15 protein-coding genes and 1 pseudogene are annotated in these 20,257 nt (G+C 43.3%); 3 read left to right on the forward strand and 13 right to left on the reverse strand.

Annotated elements, in window-relative coordinates; translation table 11 throughout:
- Positions 1-324 precede the first annotated feature (324 nt).
- The 6 genes from V7K30_RS16440 to V7K30_RS16465 all read right to left on the reverse strand — a co-directional run bounded on the left by V7K30_RS16440 (position 325) and on the right by V7K30_RS16465 (position 9,340).
- Entirely contained in the window at positions 325-1,476 is a 1,152-nt protein-coding gene (locus V7K30_RS16440; RefSeq protein WP_335000949.1) for an AI-2E family transporter, read from the reverse strand.
- Positions 1,477-1,566: 90 nt separating this feature from the next.
- Positions 1,567-1,758, reverse strand: coding sequence for a hypothetical protein (locus V7K30_RS16445; RefSeq protein WP_335000951.1), 192 nt, complete (start codon positions 1,756-1,758; stop codon positions 1,567-1,569).
- A gap of 143 nt (positions 1,759-1,901) precedes the next feature.
- The gene (locus V7K30_RS16450) at positions 1,902-2,462 is read right to left on the reverse strand and encodes a Uma2 family endonuclease (RefSeq protein ID WP_335000953.1); all 561 of its coding nucleotides are present in this window, start codon (positions 2,460-2,462) and stop codon (positions 1,902-1,904) included.
- 188 nt (positions 2,463-2,650) lie between these two features.
- Complete coding sequence (locus tag V7K30_RS16455) at positions 2,651-6,022, reverse strand: pentapeptide repeat-containing protein (protein ID WP_335000955.1); 3,372 nt, start codon at positions 6,020-6,022, stop codon at positions 2,651-2,653.
- Between the two features lie 747 nt (positions 6,023-6,769).
- Entirely contained in the window at positions 6,770-8,539 is a 1,770-nt protein-coding gene (locus tag V7K30_RS16460) for a WD40 repeat domain-containing protein (RefSeq protein WP_335000957.1), read from the reverse strand.
- A 405-nt stretch (positions 8,540-8,944) separates the two neighbouring features.
- Positions 8,945-9,340, reverse strand: a complete 396-nt coding sequence (locus V7K30_RS16465; protein WP_335000959.1) for a hypothetical protein — start codon at positions 9,338-9,340, stop codon at positions 8,945-8,947.
- A 258-nt stretch (positions 9,341-9,598) separates the two neighbouring features.
- On the opposite strand from V7K30_RS16465, the gene V7K30_RS16470 reads away from it, so the two are divergent.
- The gene (locus V7K30_RS16470) at positions 9,599-10,276 is read left to right on the forward strand and encodes an SDR family oxidoreductase (protein ID WP_335000961.1); all 678 of its coding nucleotides are present in this window, start codon (positions 9,599-9,601) and stop codon (positions 10,274-10,276) included.
- A gap of 1 nt (position 10,277) precedes the next feature.
- Here V7K30_RS16470 and V7K30_RS16475 read toward each other — a convergent pair whose 3' ends face one another.
- The 5 genes and pseudogenes from V7K30_RS16475 to V7K30_RS16495 form a co-directional block, all read right to left on the reverse strand.
- Positions 10,278-11,330: an aromatic ring-hydroxylating dioxygenase subunit alpha gene (locus tag V7K30_RS16475; RefSeq protein ID WP_335000963.1), complete on the reverse strand. Its 1,053-nt coding sequence runs from the start codon at positions 11,328-11,330 to the stop codon at positions 10,278-10,280.
- 502 nt (positions 11,331-11,832) lie between these two features.
- Positions 11,833-12,270: a secondary thiamine-phosphate synthase enzyme YjbQ gene (locus V7K30_RS16480; RefSeq protein WP_335000965.1), complete on the reverse strand. Its 438-nt coding sequence runs from the start codon at positions 12,268-12,270 to the stop codon at positions 11,833-11,835.
- Between the two features lie 101 nt (positions 12,271-12,371).
- A complete protein-coding gene (locus tag V7K30_RS16485) occupies positions 12,372-13,541 on the reverse strand; it encodes a pyridoxal phosphate-dependent aminotransferase (RefSeq protein WP_335000967.1) in 1,170 nt (389 codons plus the stop codon).
- 274 nt (positions 13,542-13,815) lie between these two features.
- Positions 13,816-14,034, reverse strand: a complete 219-nt coding sequence (locus V7K30_RS16490) for a hypothetical protein (protein WP_335000969.1) — start codon at positions 14,032-14,034, stop codon at positions 13,816-13,818.
- Between the two features lie 200 nt (positions 14,035-14,234).
- Positions 14,235-14,444 (reverse strand): annotated as a pseudogene (locus V7K30_RS16495) (tetratricopeptide repeat protein); the annotation flags it as partial.
- A 34-nt stretch (positions 14,445-14,478) separates the two neighbouring features.
- Here V7K30_RS16495 and V7K30_RS16500 point away from each other — a divergent pair.
- Positions 14,479-14,649 (forward strand): hypothetical protein, encoded by a 171-nt coding sequence (locus V7K30_RS16500; RefSeq protein WP_335000971.1) that lies wholly within the window; start codon positions 14,479-14,481, stop codon positions 14,647-14,649.
- A gap of 134 nt (positions 14,650-14,783) precedes the next feature.
- The gene (locus V7K30_RS16505; protein ID WP_335000973.1) at positions 14,784-16,664 is read left to right on the forward strand and encodes an ABC transporter ATP-binding protein; all 1,881 of its coding nucleotides are present in this window, start codon (positions 14,784-14,786) and stop codon (positions 16,662-16,664) included.
- Between the two features lie 752 nt (positions 16,665-17,416).
- On the opposite strand, the gene V7K30_RS16510 is transcribed toward V7K30_RS16505, so the two are convergent.
- Both V7K30_RS16510 and dnaK read right to left on the reverse strand, forming a co-directional pair.
- Entirely contained in the window at positions 17,417-18,052 is a 636-nt protein-coding gene (locus V7K30_RS16510) for an acetoacetate decarboxylase family protein (protein WP_335000975.1), read from the reverse strand.
- A 289-nt stretch (positions 18,053-18,341) separates the two neighbouring features.
- Positions 18,342-20,246 carry a molecular chaperone DnaK gene (gene dnaK, locus V7K30_RS16515; protein WP_335000977.1) on the reverse strand — a complete coding sequence of 635 codons (1,905 nt, stop codon included), beginning with the start codon at positions 20,244-20,246 and terminating at the stop codon, positions 18,342-18,344.
- Positions 20,247-20,257: the final 11 nt, after the last annotated feature.

The following is a 20,257-nucleotide window of genomic DNA, read 5'->3' on the forward strand; positions in this document are numbered from 1 at the left end:
GATACCTACAATATAACTTTTCAAACAACCTCTTATATCATGTCCGCTTGATTGCTTATTAAACCCGAAGAACCCCACCCCTTAATCCCCTCCCCGCTCTTCGGGAGGGGAGACAAAGCATAGCTTTGGCGGGGTGGGGTGCAATGACTGTGGGAATCGTAACTAATTATGCGGACATGATATTATATCATGTCCGCATAATTACCCATAATAAAAGAACCCCTCCCCGCTCTTCGGGAGGGGAGACGAAGCGTAGCTTTGGCGGGGTGGGGTTCTTTGGGTTTAATCAGTAATCAAACGGACATGATATTAGCCTAAGAAAAACTAATCTTCTTTTTGCAAGATATCATCATCAATTGGTCGCTCCCGATTAATATCGGGACTTTCTGCTGTCCAATTTTCATCTACTCCAGGAGATTTAGAAACAATCACAAACTCAGTCTCTTGTGTATGATCATTTCCCCATTTATCCAAAACATCTTTAATCAGCACTTCTTGCAACCAAATCTTAGCAACAACAGTCAAAGGTAGTGCCAGAAATAATCCTAAAAAGCCAAAGAAAGTAACGAAAAATAGTTGGGCAATTAAGGTTATGGCTGGCAGCAATGAGACTTGATGCGCCATCACAACCGGCGTGATAAAATTACTCTCGACCTGCTGAATGATAAAGTAGAGAATCAAGACAGCGACGGCTTTCCAAGGTTCATCCAAGAAGGCGATCGCCATTGCTGGTATTACACTCATCGTTGGCCCCAGATTGGGAATCAAGTTAAAAAATCCCGCTAAAACCGCTAAAGCTAGTGCTGCCTTGACATGCAAAATTAATAAGCCAATGAAACTCATCAGCCCTACTACACAGATGGCAATGAAAGCGCCTGTAATCCATCCCTCTAAGGAGACTTCACATTTATCTAAAATCCCATCTACCCGTCGCCGATAAAATGAGGGGAAAAGCCGCACAAATACTTTGCGATAAGCTAGGGGGTCGGCTAATAGCATTCCTGTTAAAACCAACACTAGCAAAATCTTGAGAACGACTTCCAAAGAGCCAGATACAAAGGCGAAGGAATTTCCTAGTAGCCGATTGACGAAGGGCTGTACTTGTTGAATGAGGCTATTGATATCTGGAATGTAAGTAACTAACTGGTCAGGAATACGAGTTCTCAGAGCATCAAGCCAACTATTAAAGCGTCCAAACCCTTTAGGAACTTGATAAGTTAGTTCTTGAAACTGCTGGGCAAATGGCGGCACAATTAGCCAGAAAAAACCCACGACACCTGCAAAAAAGATAGCTACTGCTAGGAGGACGGCGAATCCACGCCTCATGCCAAAGCGTTGGAAGCGTTTCGCTAGCCGATTTAAGGTGGTGGCTAAGACAACTGCGGCAAACATGAGCAAAAGCACTTCCCGAATTTGCCACAGGATGTATAAAGAAAGAAGTATGGCGATTAAGCCGATCCATTGACCGAGGTTCACAGGCTGACTCCCAACGGTTGGCGAGATGCAATTTTTTGGTAATTCAGCTAGGTTAACTGATTTTAGGAACTTGTGCGTAGATGGTTTGAGTTAATTTTGTTTTTGTGTTTGGAATCGCCACAATAGCGCGATCGCTATAATCACAATCGGCAAAAATATTATAATCAGCGCGTTGGTTGCTGTCGCCGGAATTGATAGATTTGGCGCTGCATACTTAATTAATAGCGATAACAAAGCCGAGAGTAAAAGCAGTTTCAGAACAAATCCTAGTTGAATTTCCATAAAAGTACGGCATACAAATTTTTGTGGTACACACGAGTTTGGGCTGTACCGTCCAGTTTCTACAATAAACCTACAGATACAATCCTTTCCAACTTTCTCTAGGAAATGCGATGCCGAGTACGGCAACCTTGCGGAACGCTTTTTTACGTCAAACTCAACCAGCCAAAAACTTGTTCTACAGTCAATTCCAATTCAATACCCTCCAGGATGGGTAATTTATCAGCACCTTCGGATAATTCCAATCGCACTCCAGGAAAAATCCCCAGCACACTTTCATCTTCAGGGTTGATCAACCAGCCTAGTTCAGTACCATTGCGTGAACAATGCAATAACTTACTCAACACTTTTTTTAACCTTTGGTCTGGGGAAAGAATCTCAATTGCCCAGTCGGGATGAATTTCAAAGCGGTTAGCAATTCTGCCAGATGAAGTTTTAAGAATTCTGTCCCAGCGATACACCGCGACATCAGGGACAATAGAAGCACCGCCAAAGGTACAACGCAGTTCTGAGAAAGCATAAGCAATTTTTTGGCTTTCAGTTACGTTATTAATGACATTACAAAATTTAGTCTGTAGTCGGCTATGTTCACCTTGGGGCATTGGTTTTTGAATAATTTTCCCATTGATAAAATCTGATGCTGGCTCAGTTTCTGGCAGTTTCAGGAACTCTTCTAAAGTTAATTGGGGTTGAGTTGCGATCGCCATAAGTAAATAGTATAGAGGGGATGATTTAATTATGTGCGTTAGCCAAGCTCACCGCAGGCATCGCCAAGTGACAGACATTATGAAGTGCGTTGGCGCAGCCCGCCTTCTCTACGAGACGCTCCGCGAACGGCATCGCTATCTTATCTTTGCGTCTTTGCCGTGAGACTACGCCCGAATTACAAACTAGCTTAATCCTCAACTAACCACAACTCCGCTAATTCTTCTGGTGTGAGGGGATTATTTCCTGACTTAAGTGCTTCTATCCAGCGTAGCCGTCGCTGCTTCACTTTTTTTGAGTAATCAAGTGCGCCACTGTCTACAGCAGCCTGAAAATCTTCTAATGCCCCAACCAAATTGCCTGTCAATACTCTAGCCAGGCCTCGACCATCTTGATAGATTTTATTGTCAGGGTCTAAGGTAACAGCTTTTTCACCAAAGCGGAGAACAGCTTTAGCATAACCGTGTAAACAGCCAACCCAGCAAATGCTATTCCAAAATTCAGCAGAGTTTCTCAAACTAGGATCAAATATTTGGGCTTGCTTGAAAGCTTCCTGTGCTTCTTTAATTTTGCCTTCTCTCACCCAACTGATGCCCTGACTCAAGGAAACCGCAGCCGCAAAAGCTGGGTTTTGCTTTAACTCTGGAGATACATTTACTGCTTCATGTAGCCCTCTAGCATTGAGCCACTTTATCCTACTATCCCATACAACTTTTCCAAGGTTGGCACCCCTGAGGTCGGCATCCCTGAGGTCAGCACCCCTGAGGTCAGCATCCCTGAGGTCGGCACCTATGAGGTCGGCACCTATGAGGTCAGCACCCCTGAGGTCAGCACCTCTGAAGTCGACATCGCTGAGGTTGGCACAGCTAAGGTTGGCATCGCTGAGGTCAGCACCTATGAGGTTGACACCGATGAGGTTGGCACAGCTAAGGTTGGCATCGCTGAGGTTGGCACAGCTAAGGTTGGCATCCCTGATCTCAGCATAGCTGAGGTCGGCACGGCTAAGGTTAGCACGACTAAGGTCAACATGGCTGAGGTAGCTACAGCTAAGGTTGGCACCGCTAAAAAATAATCTTAAGTTGCTGTTAAAGGCAAAGACACCCAAGCAGTAACCATAACCAATAATACGGAGTAAGCGTTCTGAGTCAAATTGATCAGTATTAGGTTTACCGCAGGGGTGAAAGCTGATTTTATCTTTGAGGTCGTCTCTTGTTTGGGCATAGCGATGCAACTCTAAAAGCACAATCATCACATTCAGCCCTGTATACACATCCACTTGACGCAATCCCAAGTGATTTTCTCGCTCTGGTAATTGCTCCCTCAATTGTTTTTTCTTTATCTGAGGATGGTTTCGATCTTCTGCATCAATAAATTCCCCATCGCACCAACGGAAATAGAAATCCTCCAATCTTTGGAACAGTTGACACAAGCGTTCCACGTTTTTAAATTCTGAACTCTCAGCCAACAACCCCATCAAATATTCGACAATCTCAGGCGTTAAATTGCCATAACCCAATAAATCGTAAATCTGCCAATCCATTTCAGATGTGCTAACGAAGTCTTCTTGGCGCTGACGGTTGCTTCTTACGTTTGTTGTTGTCCAATCCACAAAGCTTTCTAGTAACCGTTCCGCGAATAAAAACTCGCCAAAACTCTTGTGGACAAACTCGGCAGAGCCGCCTTTCTCACCGGAGGCTGGTTTAATATAAAATGCCGTCAACAGGTTATTCAGTAGCTTATCTTGTTGATTTTTTTCCGAGGCATTTTCCTGTCTAGCTTGCTGAATTAACTTTGCAGCTGGGTTGTTGCTGTCTTTAAGCCGTGCTTCTAACATCGTCACTCTCGCAGATTCATTCCCAGACTGCACCACACACAAAGCGGCTTCCGTGAGAAATTGCCGCAAATCTCCACCCTTAAATCCAGTCAAGCGGGTGTTGTCATTCTGATTTTCACTGTGACGCTGTTTTTCTAGTACCCAATTTACCGCTTCATCATAGATGCGGATTTTTGCCTTAATAGCGTCTGCACCTGCAAACATTTGGATGTTGAGACGGTTATCTCGGTGCATCTGCGCCAGTAAATAGAGTAGTAAGGGTTCTCGCGCCAGGTTATTTTTGACTTCACCAGGGCAAGCCTGCAAAAATTCTTCCAACTCACTCTTGTTAACTTGAGCCGCAACTGCCCATTTTTCCAGCCATGTTTGCCGAAGCGAGTCATTCATTGGCTGAAGTTCAACGTGCTTCAAGCTTTTGGTTTGTGAAAGGAAGCGCTCAATTCCTTGCAGCGCTAAAGGACGACCGGTAATTAAAAACTGATGACGGCAAGAGGGGTCTTTTTGATACTGCTCCACCTGTCCTAAAAACTCCTTCAAGCCGCCACTGGCTCGTCCTTCGAGCAACAGCTCGTCAAACCCATCCAGTAAAAACAAAAAGCGAGTATTTTTATCGGTCAGCCAGCCTGAATCACTGGTGACAAAATCATGGTGTTGTAAATAGTTCTGTAGAGTATCAGTTAAGTTATTTTCTAGTACCCGCAAATCCCGCAACCGAATCAGAATTGGGGTAAAACTCGGATGTAATTCGCGCCGCACCCAATCGGCAAACATCCGACAAAAGACACTCTTCCCGCGTCCAGCTTCGCCCTGAATAAACAAAACTTTTTTGTCTTTCGCCTCTGCATCATTCAGTATTGCCTTAACCCATGCTTCTAGGTCAAGATTTGCATCGTCTTTAACATCCAGTTCTTTGACTTGCAACGGTACATATAAATCCCGAAAGGTAATGTTAGATTCATCAAAAATCTTTTCTTCTGGCTTGGGTTTAATTACCTGTTCCAAATAATCTTCAATATCCAGATTTTTCTCTAGCTTTTCTTTTCCTCCGGCGCTATACCATTTCCAAAGTTTGTCCGCTTTCTCTCCGACTTCTACCAATGTGTCTTGCATCTTGTCATCGGTGTGACGCGCTACTAGTTCAGTTAAGATTTCTGCTTCTTTCTCGGTTAATCCGGCTTCTTGTAAGCGTTGCTGCAAAATCTGATTAAATGATTTTGCTAGTTGAGATTCGTGAAAATAGAGAATAGCTTTTTTCACTTCCCGCTCATCAAAGTCTTGCTCACCCAATTTCTGAATCTGCAAAGCTAAAGCACGAGAAGCTGGAAGGTCTGGATTAATTTTGTTGAGTAATTCGGAGTTTTCTTTGAGAATATCCTGAAAACTATCTATGTAGGCAGCTTGACTAACTAGTACCACACAGTTTTCTAAACTTGGCTCTTTGTGGGTTGCATCAATAATGAACTTGAGGATGTTAATGGCGACGGGTGCGAAGGGAATTACTTCCTTGGTAATTTGACCGAGAGGAGAATTAAATACATCTAATAGCGACGAAATCTGTTCTACATAGGGTTTGAAGTTTTGAACATTGGGTTTTTGCTCCTTAATTGCTTTTGCCAAATCAAGCACGGCTTTAGCACCTTCGGCTCCAGTCTTTGTTACCTCTACGCCTTGTGTCCAGTTCAAATCCCGAATGTTTCGCAAAAACTTCCAGAGCTTCGTCATTGCCATAGACTATTCTCCAACATCATTAATTTGGTAAAAAGGTAGTTGTATAACGCTTTTCGTTTGTATGCAATAGACTTTGACCTCTCTCCTAAAAGGAGCTACGGTGTACACACAAGTCGAAAAAAGCTCAATTTCCCATTATTCTCTCGTTTATCTCGTTCCCATGCTCTGCATGGGAATGCCTGATTAGGGGCTGCTGCCTCCAGTCAGATATTGAGTCAGAGACTCAATGAATGCATTCCCAGTCTTCGACTGGGAACGAGGAAACGAAAAAAGTTTTATCAAGCTAGGTTTTTAGGACTTGTGTGTACACCGTAGCCTAAAAGGAGAGAGGCTTTGAATCTTACTCCCCTTCCCCTGTAGGGAAGGGGCTGGGGGTTAGGTCTATATTGGACTCAACTGAGAACCGCTATATTACTTAACTCATAGTCCTATAGCTAAAAACTTGTTTAACTGTCAGTTTTAACTCGACATCATTGAGTATAGGCAACTGATAAGCTATTGTATATAATTTCACTCCCTACTTGGAAACGCTGTTAGTAGGGTGTTAAGTTTCACGCAAAGGCACAGAGGCGCAGAGAGTAGTATCAAAGACTCATTAATGAGTATAAAAGGTGGATGAACGAGTATCAAAGACTCATTAATGAGTATAAAAGGTGGATGAATCCAGTTCAAAGACTCGTTAACGAGTATCAAAGGTGGATGAACGGAGTTTTTTAACTCCTAACTCCTAACTCCTAACTCCTAACTTCAACTCCGTTGCCAAATTTTAATCGTCTTATCCAAACTCCCGCTAACTAACATCTCACCGGAAGTTGTGAAGGCTAATGCTGTGACTATATTCCCATGACCTGTAAAAGTACCCAGCAATTCGCCGGTTTGGAGATGCCATAATTTGATAGTTTTATCAGCACTACCGCTAGCGATAATTTGTCCATCGGGACTTAAAGCGATCGCATATACTCTATCTCTATGTCCTTTAAGAGTATGAAGTAATTCCCCAGTCTCCAAATGCCAAATTTTAATCGTTTGATCCCAGCTACCACTCACCAGCAGTTTACCATCTGCACTGATTGCTAAGGAACCAACGATGTGAGAATGACCCATGAGGGTATGCTGTGGTTGTATGTCCTTTAAACTTTTGACTCCCATCAAAAGTGAGGTGCGCCAGACTTTAATTTTGCGGTAGCTACCTGTCACCAGAGTTTCGCCATCTCGACTCAAAACTAGAGAATGAGCTGCTGTATCATCTAAAGAGAGGGCGATCGCAACCTGACGTTGCATCAAATCCCAAAACAGAATTTTTCTGTCATCTCCGCCTGTAGCCAACATTCTGCCGTCTGGAGTAAAGGCAGCACACCGCACTACCCCATTATGTTTGTGCAAAATATCTATCAAGTCTAGTGCGCCTACGTGCCAAAGCTTGATGGTGGAATCTGCACCGCAACTCACTAAAGTCTGCCCATCTGAACTAAAAGCTAGGGAATTCACTTCATCCACTAGCCCAGATATCACCCAAGGATACTCTGACAATGTATCTATTAATTCACCCTTGCTTAAATCCCACAGCTTCGTTTCTCCTCGACTACCACTTGCCAATATGGGTAAGGCTTTGCCATTCTTACACCCGGAACTGAAAGCTAGGCAATTAATACCTCTGTTGTGCCCTTGCAAAGTTTGCCAGCATTCCCAGTCACCGACTATACCCTTGAGGCAATGCTCTGATGGTAGAGTTTGTATTGTCTCTGCGATCGCTATCTCATTAATTAATGGCGACGTGTCTTTTTTACCAACAAGTGATTCTAAATACCAACTTAACCCCCCCGCATACAACAATTTACTTGGAGTAATGTAGAGTTTTGGTTCAGCAAATTCAAGTTGATTCGTAGGTAAAAAGCCTGTAATTATACTCTGTCTTTCGTCTCCTAATTTACCTGTAGATGGATAAAACAAACACAGAAAAATTAATACTTGGTGATTTTTTAAATCTTCTTGAGTAACCGACCACCTAATTTTGTCTTTCTTAATACCATTAAAACTTTCTCCATCAGCAACATAAACTTGAACACTTAGCTGAGGATTATCTTTTAGTAGATAAGAAAATTTGCTTTCGCCACACAAATTTCCCTCATCATCTAAAATCATGTTTTGTAAGGTATCTTGTGACACCTTTTTTACCAACTTCCCCAAGCGTTCAGTTATCACCCGGTCAACGATTTGCTCCCGCAAAAAATAATCTTCCGCCTGTTGCTGGAAGTATTTGGGAAAAGGTATCGTCCAGTCGGGAGGGTCAGGATATTCAAGCGGCGTAGGCGGCGGATTTTTGGCGAGAACTTCTGCTTGTTGGCGAGAAAGCTCTTGGAGTTTTGCCAAAGGCTCGCCCCAAAATCCCATAATTTCAGTGTGACAACCTTTGACTTGACTTTCCAGCAAAGATAAGTCATAAGTTTTAGGTTTTTTCACACGTTGAAGGAAGTCAGTTTGTTGAGCTTTGAGTAAGCTAATCCAATCCATCTGCATTCCTGCGGCAAACTATTGCATACCTACGGTAAGCTATACCAACGCAATTACTCAAGTTTATAACCTTAGTTAATTAAAAATTCAGTAATATTAGCAGTCTAATAAAACACAGCCATTGGCAGATGTTTCCGGGAAAGAGATAGATGGATAGCACTTAGACATTTGATTAACTGATGCAAGTGAGGTATATAGAATTAGTTGATGTCAGTTAATTCTAACGGACATGGAGAACGGATACTGTTTCCCTAGAAACAGTTATAGCTGCAAAGGAAAGTTTAATCTGAGACGGATTTCAAAGGTTGCGGTAACGTTAAGTCAACAAATACCTACACAAAAATAACCTAGTAGCGCTGATTCTAGGGGAGATCATCTGAAATTGGCATAAATGGTGAAGATTGGCTAATTTTAACCTTTGCGTTTTGGTTGTCTGGGTGTAGTACTTACATCAGAGGAGTCGCCAAAAGTATCCCTTGCTTCGATCTGTTTAATTTTCATTTGCAAGTTCAAGTCATCGCTGCTAACAATTGTTTCTAAATTTGCTAATCTTTGCTCTAACAGTTCTATTTGCTGTTGTTGCAAATAGTTAGTTTTTGATTTTTGCTCATCAGAACGCCAAACAGCAACTGTACCAACAGCTGCGCCACCAATAGCAACTAAAGGAAGAATAGCGCCGCTTCTAGTAACGGCTGACAGTGGGACGCAAACTCCGAGAATGGCGACTGTAATTAGCCAAATTCTTGTGGTGGCAGATAATCTGACATCTTGGTATTGTTCTAAATTAGGTTGAGATTTTTTAGCCATAAGTAAATCCAAAGAAAAGTCATTTGCTAGATTGACACAATTGCTTACTCAAATACTTCCTACAATTGGGTTAAATATAATTACTTACTGATATTTTCGTAATTATAGTTACCCCGTTATTTAAGAGCACTAGATTTTGTTTGTGCTTATTGAAACTTATGTTCACCGCCAAACATCAGCTTCTCAGGGGGTTGAGCAATTATTAAATATTGGCAATCCTCTGATAAAATCCTTTGAGCGTAAATAGTTAACTTTATTATGACAAGTGCATCTTATATTTTTCTGGCTGGGGCAAGTCGCGGTGTTGGTCGAGAAATTGCCAAATACCTAACAGCGCAACAGCTAAAGGTCAAAGCACTCTTGAGAACAGCAGCAACTGCTACTGAACTAGAAAGAATCGGTATTGAGGTAGTTTTGGGAGATGCCTTGAATATTGGCGATGTAGAACGCGCAATCCTGACAGATGAACCTATTCACACCGTTATCAGTACAATTGGCGGTTTACCAACAGATGTAGAAAGGCCGGATTACCCTGGTAATAAAAATCTGATCGATGCAGCAGTTAAAGCTGGGGTGCAAAAGTTTATTCTTGTATCTTCCATAGGTGCTGGCAATAGTGTTGTTGCTGCCTCACCCCAAGTTTTACAGGTATTGGGAAAAGTTTTAGCTGAGAAAGACAAAGCTGAACAACACTTAATTGCCAGTGGACTCACCTATACAATCATCCGTCCAGGTGGACTCAAGTCAGAACCAGCAACGGATAATGGCGTTTTAACCGAAGATCCGCAGATTATTGGTAGCATCAATCGTGCAGATGTCGCGCAGTTAGTTGGTCGCTGTTTAAATAGCGACCGCGCCAATAATAAAATTTTGTCAGCGGTAGACCGAAATATGCTGTTTGGGCAAAGAGAATTTGCAGAATTTACTTTCGAGTAATTTAAGCACGCCAGCGGAGTATCTGACCCTTAACAGGGTTCACAAATTCTCGTCCTTCAGCGACAGACCGAGCATACTCCCGCTTTAACTGGTAGTACCACTGCGCCTGCATATCTGAGTCCTTAATCAGTCGCAGCACGGGATTATATTGCAAACCAATCTGCTGCTTTTCCACAACCGTTCGGTCTTGGCCAATAAAAGTCCGCGCCAGCACATGCAGCAGTGGCTTGAAAAATCCTACCCAAGGGAGTGTCCAGTAAAGAGCAAAAGTTACCTCAGTTTCTGTGTCTGAAATGGGTGTAACTGCGGTTAAATTAACGACTCGATGGTTGCCAATGGTGGTTTCTTCTATTCTGACTCCAGGTAAACGAAAAGAAATCTCCGTTTCCGGCACACCACCGCCAATCAACCAGTATAATCGACCCCCATTCGGTGGTAATCGGTGTCGTCGCATCGTGAAGCCGTAGGGCGAAGCATCGAATTGCTTCACTTCTTCATGCAGTTGCTCATTTCGCCACCACCAAGCACGATGAACATAGGGTGAATGGGCAGGGTCCATCAGACCTACCACTGCATGATCTATAAAACAGGGGAATCTCATCACCTCTACGAACTGGGGCGAACGCTGATCAAATCCTGGAATTACCGGAATCTCCATATCAGAAGCAGGTTGAGGGTTATCAACATCAACCATATATATCCAGATATTCCCTTGGGCTTCCCGAATTGTGTATGATTGGACATCGAAGCGACTCAAATCTATCTGCTGTTCTTCCACAAGAGACGGGATCGCAGTACAGCGCCCAGCCGAATTAAAGCGCCAACCGTGGTAACAGCATTCCACTTCCTGCCCATCGAATCTACCACAACTCAAGGGAACACCACGATGAGGACAAATGTCTGTCATCGCAGACACTTTGCCATCCTGGTCACGAATTAATAGCACCGGTTCTCCCAAGAAAATGCGGCTGATCATCATACCTGGCTTGATCTGATTACTAGGCAGAGCATAGTACCAAGTATTACGTAATACAAAGTTATCGTTATTTTTCATCACTAATAGCGTCTGCCTTTGACACAATGAAAGTCCTGGTTTGTGAAAAGGAAGGTTATTCTTGAAAACATTCTTTCAGATTTTTAATTGCTGTAAGTAAATTCAACTGATATCATGTCCGCTTGATTACTTATTAAACCCGAAGAACCCCACCCCGCCGGCAGGGAGGGGATTAAGGGGAGCCAGTGCGGTCTTCTCCCTACAGCCCTTCTCCTAAAGGAGACGCTCTTGCGAACGGGCATCCTACGGCGGGCGCTAGCCTCTCCCAATGTGAGAAGGGGAGACGCTAAAAGCGATAGCGCAGCGTTAGCGAGTCCGCGTTCGCGCAGCGTCTCGTAGAGAGCGTCTGGGGTCTCCCCAAGTGGAGCATCTGGCGTGTGGGGTGCAATAACTATGGGAATCACAACGAATTATCCGGACATGATATGATACACTTGTTCGTCGTGTTCGTAATTATCTCAGATTTAGGTTGTTCTGGAAATATTGCCGGTTTGAGATTACATTATTCGCCAGAAATTTGGATAAATACCGTTCTTTTGCGCGGCCCATCCAACTCAAAAAACAACACAGATTGCCAGGTTCCCAAAGCTAATTTACCATCCACAACAGGAATTATCTCACTAGTGGTCAGCATCATTGCCATTAAGTGAGAGTGAGCATTAATCGGTTCATTTTCTGGGACATCTCTTAAATGTAAGTCATTATGCAAATAACAGCCTGATTCCGGTGCTAATTTTTGCAAGAATACTTTTATATCTTCTAACAATCTGACTTCATTTTCGTTAATAGCTAACGCTGTTGTGGTGTGTCGAGAAAATACTAAAACCTGTCCATTTTTAATTGATGTTGAAGCCAACAAATCTTGGATTTGTGGCGTGATATGATGAATATTAATTTTTGGCTCAGTTTCAATTTCAATTAGCTTATTAATAATTGGCATCTGTTCAATTTTATATTTGGAGTTGCGGAGGAGGTACGCCAATATAGCCTAACGCCCTGATAAATTTAAGGAAAAATGTAAAATCTAAAATTGAATGACTCTTAACTCCTAACTATAGTTTCCAAACCTTGCACTAATCTTTCAATACCTTCTTTTGCCGTCTCTTTTTGCAGCGCACCATAGGCAACGCGTAGGTAGCATCCGTCATCCATGCCAAAAGTTGTACCTGGAATGACGGCTACTTTATGTTCCTGGATTAGTCTTTTAACTAACTCAAAAGCATCCATCTGGGTATTAACTTTGAGGAAAAAATAGAAGGCACCATTGGCAGGTGTAATGCTACATAAACCTTGTAGACGGTTAAGGGAATCGAGTACTACTTGCCGCACTTGGGTTAACGCACCTATATTACTCTTCAAATACTCCTCTTTTGCTTGCAATGCCCCTAAAGCTGCATATTGAGAAATGACTGGCGGACAAATCAAAATTGTATCCTGGACTTTTTTGACGGCGACAAATAAGTGTTTGGGAATCACCATGTAGCCAATGCGCCAACTGGCAAAACCGTAGGCTTTGGAAAGGCTAAAGAGAGAAATGGTGTACTCGCTACTACTGCCAAAGGCACCAGGGGAAACGTGTTTTACTCCGTTATAGGTAAAGTATTCATAGGCTTCATCGCTAATGTGGTAAATACCGCGATCGCTACAAATTTGATTTACGTGGCGCAATGCCGCTTCTGAATAGACAACTCCAGTCGGATTATTTGGTGAAATCGTCACCACAGCCCGTGTTTTCGGAGTAATTGCTTGAGCGATCGCTTCTGGGTGCAGTTGGTAATTTTCATCCGTCCCCACTAACACCGGACGACAACCAGCCATTGCGATCGCCATTTCGTGGTTGAAATAGTAGGGCGTATTCAGAATAATTTCATCGCCTGTGTTAGTAATAGCAAGAATGGCATTCATAAATCCCATATTGCTCCCCGCTGTCACGACAATGCAGTTTTCCCCATTGATTTCAATACCGTTGAAGGCTGGCAATTTTCCTGCAAGTGCTGTCAGCAACGGGGGAATTCCTTCAACTGATTTGTATAAATTATTAGTGGGTTCTGCGAAGAATTTGGGTAAAAATTCTCTGACTTCCGGTGGTGGGTTGTAATAAACAACACCCTGTCCTAGAGAGATTGTTCCAGGAGAGTTTTTAATCAGTTCCCCAACCACAGGAATAATTGGCGACTGTACCGCCTGCATACGAGAGGTTAGGGATTCCATATTTCCTTGCCTATGTACTTACCTAGCTTCAGTATCTCTTAATATGGAAGACATGGAAAGTTCCTCTGTGACAGACTCTTACATTGTCAATACGGTTCGGTTAACATGTTTGTCTCTCGGAGATCCCCCCAACCCCCCTTAAAAAGGGGGGCTTTTTCTGATCTTTACCCCCTTTTTAAGGGAGTCGCCGCAGGCGGGGGGATCTTAACCGAACCGCATCAATGTGGGAGTCTCTCACCAAAATGATTAACCGAATTTGCGATTACTCAAAAATTTAGTCAATCGAAATTTGTTGAGGGCCAGTGGCTTTGCCATTATGTGCGTCTCTTGTGGTGCTGGTGTAACTATTGGAGCGGATCTGTTGATCCAGCCAGCCTTTAACAGGATCGTCTGCAAGATTGAGCCGAAGCACACCAGAGAATAACCCACCCACAAATGAGACTGGATGTTGGATAAATTCTCTGAATATAGGTGACAATTCATCAATGAACATAAAGAGACTCCTGGCGGTGCCGTAAAAAATTATTACTTCTTAATTGATCGTAACCTGTTGAGCAATATATGGTTGGTGGTAACAAAAAGTACAAATTTTGTCTGCCATGAACTGAGAGTAAAGATGAAATAAATAGCCTTGGCGAATAGAATTCGCGGCTACACAAACAAAGTCCGCCTCCGCGGACTAAGGTCAAATCAAGCTCGTTGAATTGGAAGTGCTGCTTGAAAAAATTCTAGAGCTTGCTCAAACTTGCCTAAGACATTGTAAGCAAACCCAATGCCATTTAGTGTTGTTGCCTCACCAGAAAAGTCACCTAACAATCGCCGCATCCTCAAAATTTGGTGTTGTAGCAACAGTGCCCGTTTCGGTTCTCCTAAGCGGGTATAAATTAGGGCTACATTATCTAAATACAGCATTTCATTAATTTGATCCAAAGTAAATTTGCAATACCCTGCAAAGCCAATGTGTCGCCTGACAAAGCCAATGTGTCGCCTGACAATACCAATGCGTCGCCTGACAAAGCCAATACGTCGCTTGACAATACCAATACGTCGCTTGACAATACCAATACGTCGCCTGACAAAGCCAATGTGTCGGCTTACAGTACTTTAGTTATCTAAGTCTTGAGAAGTATAGGGTCTTAGTAGTCTTGCGGTTTCTATCTCAGGCATGGTATCAGAGTAGGAAGACAAACGCTACTTTAAATAAGCGTATTTTTTTGTAAACATTAATATAATGCTCTTACTATGAGCATCTACCAATCTCTCAAAAAATCTTTTACGCAACATCGCCAAAGTGAAAATGACTGGCGGTTATTTTTGCGTTTAGTGCCTTATGCCCGTCGTAGCGGACGACTGTTGGCGCTGTCGATGTGCCTACTCGTACCGATCGCGCTAGCGAATGCCGTACAACCACTGTTGATTGGCCAAGCTATCTCCCTAATTCGGAATGAACCAAGCACTTACGAATTTCTCAGGAATCGCCCCTTGTTGCAAGGGCTAAATATCCTGGAGGGATTATTGGTGATTGCGATCGCGATCGGATTGATTTTGACAGGTTTCCAAGGTTATATAGTCCAAAAGCTAGGGCAACAAATCACCGCAGCAATTCGCCAAGACTTATTCCAGCATGTGACATCTTTAGCAGTACGCTTTTTTGACCGCACGCCCGTAGGTAAATTAATCACCAGAATCACCAGCGATGTGGAAGTGTTAGGCGATGTCTTTTCTACTGGGGCAATTGGCATTGTGTCCAATTTGTTTTCCATGCTGGTGATTTTGGGTTTAATGTTTTCCATCCAATGGCAACTCACTTGCTTGCTGCTGTTGATGTTGTTACCAATTACCTGGTTAATTGTTTACATTCAGCAACAGTACCGCAAAGCCAATTACAAAGGACGGGAAGAACTTTCTATCCTGAACTCACAGCTACAAGAAAATGTGCTTGGCATTAACATCGTGCAGTTGTTCCGCAGGGAAAAATTTAATGCCGAATTGTTTCGCGCCACGAACAGCCGCTACACTCAGCAAATGGATCAAACTATCTTTTATGATTCATTTATTTCAGCAACCTTGGAATGGATTGGTCTGATTGCGATCGGAGCTGTTTTGTTGGTAGGTAGTTGGTTACTGTTTAAAAAAAGCTTGACTTTTGGAACTTTATCTGCATTTGTATTGTATGCCCAACAATTGTTTGACCCTTTAAGGGATTTTGCGGAAAAATTTACGGTAATTCAAGCTGGTTTCACTGCGATTGAACGCGTAGGCGATATATTAGATGAACCGATAGAAATCCGCGATCGCGCCAATGTGCGCTTCTCAATATTTGATGCTAAATTCGGCTACATAGACGAGATAGTTGCAAATCTAGAATCCCCAGACATCACTTCCCCGCCTGAACTGGGAGAGATTCGTTTTGATCACGTCTGGTTTGCTTACAAAAACGATGATTACGTAATTAAAGACTTAGATTTCACCATTCATCCTGGTGAAAAAGTGGCATTAGTCGGCCCCACAGGTGCGGGTAAAACATCGATCATCCGTCTTTTGTGCCGCCTCTACGAACCCACCCAAGGACGCATTTTGATAGATGGCGTCGATATTCGAGAAGTACCACAGGCAGAACTGCGGCGTTACATGGCAGTAATTTTACAAGAAGGCTTTTTGTTTGCTGGCGATGTTAAAAGCAACATTTCTTTAGGAGATGGCTATACCATTGAACAGATTCAACAAGCAGCAGAGCAAACCAATATTGCCCAGTTTATAGAAGAACTACCCCAAGGGTATGATACTCAACTTCGAGAACGGGGTACAAATATTTCTAGTGGTCAAAAGCAACTTTTAGCCTTTGCGCGGGCTGCCATTCGCAATCCCCAAATTTTGCTACTAGATGAAGCTACCGCTAGTTTGGATGTTGGGACAGAAGCTTTAGTTCAAGAGGCATTAAACCAGCTTTTGCTCAGACGTACTGCGATTATTATCGCTCACCGCCTGTCTACGATTCGCAATGTAGACCGGATTTTTGTTCTCAAGCGTGGCGAACTAATCGAACAAGGAAGTCATGAACAACTGCTGCAACAAGGAGGGCTTTATGCCACTTTGCATAACTTGCAGATGTTGGGAACTTAGGATATTTTCAGAATAATCCCAAGTGGAAAATAGCGATCGCTATCTCTGTGACGACATTTACAGCAACAAGTGAAAGAGTGTTAATAATTCAAAATTCACCCATTGAAGAGAGTTACATAAGGGGATTTATAGACCATTTATAAAGTAAATCAGAAGTTAGGGTGTGTTACGGCTTTAGCCTAACGCACCATGTTATAAGCGGTGCGTTAGGCGCGAGTGTTATTTTCAACAAAAAACCCTACTGTTGATTAACAGTAGGGCAAGTTTGTTAATTGTGTCGTTTTCTCAAGCCTGCTAATTAAGTAAACATTTCAATTTAAAAAACTGCTAGATATTACATCCAATTAATAATTACGAGATAGACCATCTAATCTATCCCTTATATTTCTAAGCGACCACCTTATGTTTACTTTTTTAAGTATAGACCTCTTGCAAAAGTCCCTAACACCCCACCCCCAACCCCTCCCCGCTCTTCGGGAGGGGAGCGTTTGCGTTAGCAAATGCGGGGTGGGGTTCTTAATTTTTGATTTATGCAAGAGGTCTTATATATATAGCTACAAAATAAAAGTGCAGCATTCCAGATTATGCCCCCAAAATATTAAAAGTAACTTGAGGTCAGACATTGCCTTGCTATTGTCCTCAATCTGGAAATACCTAGTACAGCAGGCGCGTAAATCCAGCTAATATCTCAATTAACCAGACTTGGGGCAAGAGCAACTTGTTAAAGGTAGGCAAACTTCTGCCACAGTGAACTAGATACCCATTTGACCTACCACTTTTGGCGCATCAACCCGCAGACTCATCTGCTCACAACGCACAGTTAACCAAGGCTGACCTAAACCTATTCCAGAAAAAGGACTTTCGGCGGGGATTTCTAATTTAGAACCAATCAAACCCAACACAGACTCAAATTCAGCAGGGAATATCAGCAAATCAGCACCCTTTGCGCTGAAACTAGAGGCACTTAATCGCTGTCTCCATGCCAAGCTTTGTTGATTATACTTAAGACTACACAACTTCCGGTTTCCTTGATGCACAGTGACATACTTTCCTTGTTTCCAGGTAAACTCAGCTAGTTCCTTTGGTAGTCCCCAAATTTCTCGACCGCCAGCCACCGAATCAGCATTATCTACATAAATGTGAGAAATCCAAGCACCGATTTTCCTTTGGTAATTAACCAAAGCGGAGGCAACAATTAACTCACTGTACTCCAGTACCGAGCCTGACCCGTAATTAGATAAATACACGCTACCGAGGGTTTTACCAGGCCATACGGAAATAATTTCTAACTCTGAGGGAATCAAAGAGCGTACTTGGTCAATATTCACCAAATGCAAAGTTTGGATAGCGTAGCCTTGAAGTGTCCAAGGTGTTTGAGGATATGGCATAAGGGAGTTAAGAGTTAATCGTGAGGAGTTAGGAATAAAGTTAAGAATTAAGATCAAGAATTAACAATATTATTTCTACTCTAACCCCAAACTCCAAACTCCTAACTCCAAACTCCTAACTCCAAACTCCAAACTCCTAACTCCTAACTCCTAACTCCAAACTCCAAACTCCTAACTCCTAACTCCAAACTCCTAACTCCTAACTCCTAAAAAAATCCCCACCCAAGCAAATGCCTGAGTGGGTAATATGAGGTGGGACAAGATAATCTTCCCAAAAGAAGTAAGGGAATTATTTGCTCTCTGTAAAGTCAGCGTCAATCACATCGTCGCCGCTAGCAGAGCTAGATGTCGAACCACCATCTTGAGGTTCAGTATCTGGTGCAGCACCGCCACCAGCTTGTTGATAGATGTTGCTACCAACAGCGAATAGCGCTTGTTGCAATTCTGGGGTGAGCTTCTTGATTTGCTCATCGTCTTCTTTAGCAACTGCTTCCCGCAGTTCTTTCACCAAACCTTCAACTTTGGTCTTGTCAGCAGCGGGAACTTTATCGCCCAATTCTTGTAGCTGCTTCTCAGCTTGGTATGCTAAAGAGTCTGCTTGGTTCTTGCGTTCAATCTTCTCACGCCGTTCTTTGTCAGATGAAGCGTTTTGTTCAGCTTCTCTCACCATCCGGTCAACGTCATTTTTATCCAGGGTGGAAGCGCCAGTTATGCTGATGGACTGTTCTTTACCAGTGCCTTTATCCTTAGCGGTGACGTTAAGGATACCGTTGGCATCAATATCGAACACCACTTCAATTTGAGGAACGCCGCGTGGTGCAGGAGGAATACCATCCAGGCGGAAGGTTCCCAAGCTCTTGTTATCGTTAGAGAATTCGCGTTCACCTTGGAGGACGTGAATTTCTACGTTGGTTTGTCCATCCACAGCAGTGGAGAAGACTTCGGATTTTTTGGTGGGAATTGTCGTGTTGCGGGGGATAATTTTGGTCATCACGCCGCCCAATGTTTCAACACCCAAAGATAGCGGTGTCACGTCTAACAGCAAGATGCCAGTTACATCACCAGCCAGTACCCCAGCTTGGATGGCTGCACCAACTGCTACGACTTCATCAGGGTTGACGCTTTGGTTGGGGTCTTTACCCAATACCTGCTTCACAATCTGGTGGACTGCGGGAATGCGGGTAGAACCACCAACTAACACCACTTCATCAATATCGCCTTTGTTTAACTTGGCATCCCGGAGGGCGTTTTCCACAGGGATACGGCAACGGTCGATTAAGTCAGAGCAAAGTTCTTCAAACTGAGCGCGAGTCAGCGTTGTATCCAGGTGCTTGGGCCCATCCTGGGTAGCAGTGATAAATGGTAGGTTGATTTCTGCTTGAGTGACGCTAGAAAGCTCAATTTTGGCTTTTTCTGCGGCTTCCGTCAGACGTTGTAAGGCTTGTTTGTCTTTCCGCAGGTCAATACCTTCGGCTTTCTTGAACTTCTCAGCTAAGAAGTCAACTATTTTTTTATCGAAGTCGTCACCACCGAGGTGGGTATCACCAGATGTAGCTAGTACTTCAAAAACTCCATCTCCTACTTCCAGCACGGATACGTCGAAGGTACCACCACCAAGGTCAAAGACGAGAATGGTTTCGTTACTCTTCTTGTCAAACCCGTATGCCAGAGAAGCAGCGGTAGGCTCGTTGATAATCCGTAGAACTTCAATACCTGCAATTTTTCCAGCGTCTTTTGTCGCTTGCCGCTGGGAGTCGTTGAAGTATGCCGGAACGGTGATTACAGCTTGGGTTACGGTTTCGCCCAGATATTTGCTAGCGTCTTCAACTAGTTTGCGAAGAACTTTTGCAGAAATCTCTTCAGGAGCAAATGGTTTACCAACAATTGGACAATCTAGTTTGACATTGCCGTTGCTGCTGAGGACTTTGTAAGAAACTTCCGTAGCTTCGTTACTCACTTCGTCGTAGCGGCGTCCGATAAAGCGTTTGACTGAGTAAAACGTATTTTCGGGGTTCATCACCGCTTGGCGTTTGGCGATTTGACCAACCAAGTTGTCGCCATTTTTCGCAAATGCGACTACTGATGGCGTTGTCCGAAAACCTTCAGCATTAGCAATTACTGTGGGTTTACCACCTTCCATCACTGCCACGCAGGAGTTCGTTGTTCCTAAGTCAATTCCAACTACTTTTGCCATTTTAGGTGCTG

Origin of the sequence: Nostoc sp., from assembly GCF_036917655.1 — a bacterium.
Lineage (GTDB): Bacteria > Cyanobacteriota > Cyanobacteriia > Cyanobacteriales > Nostocaceae > Nostoc.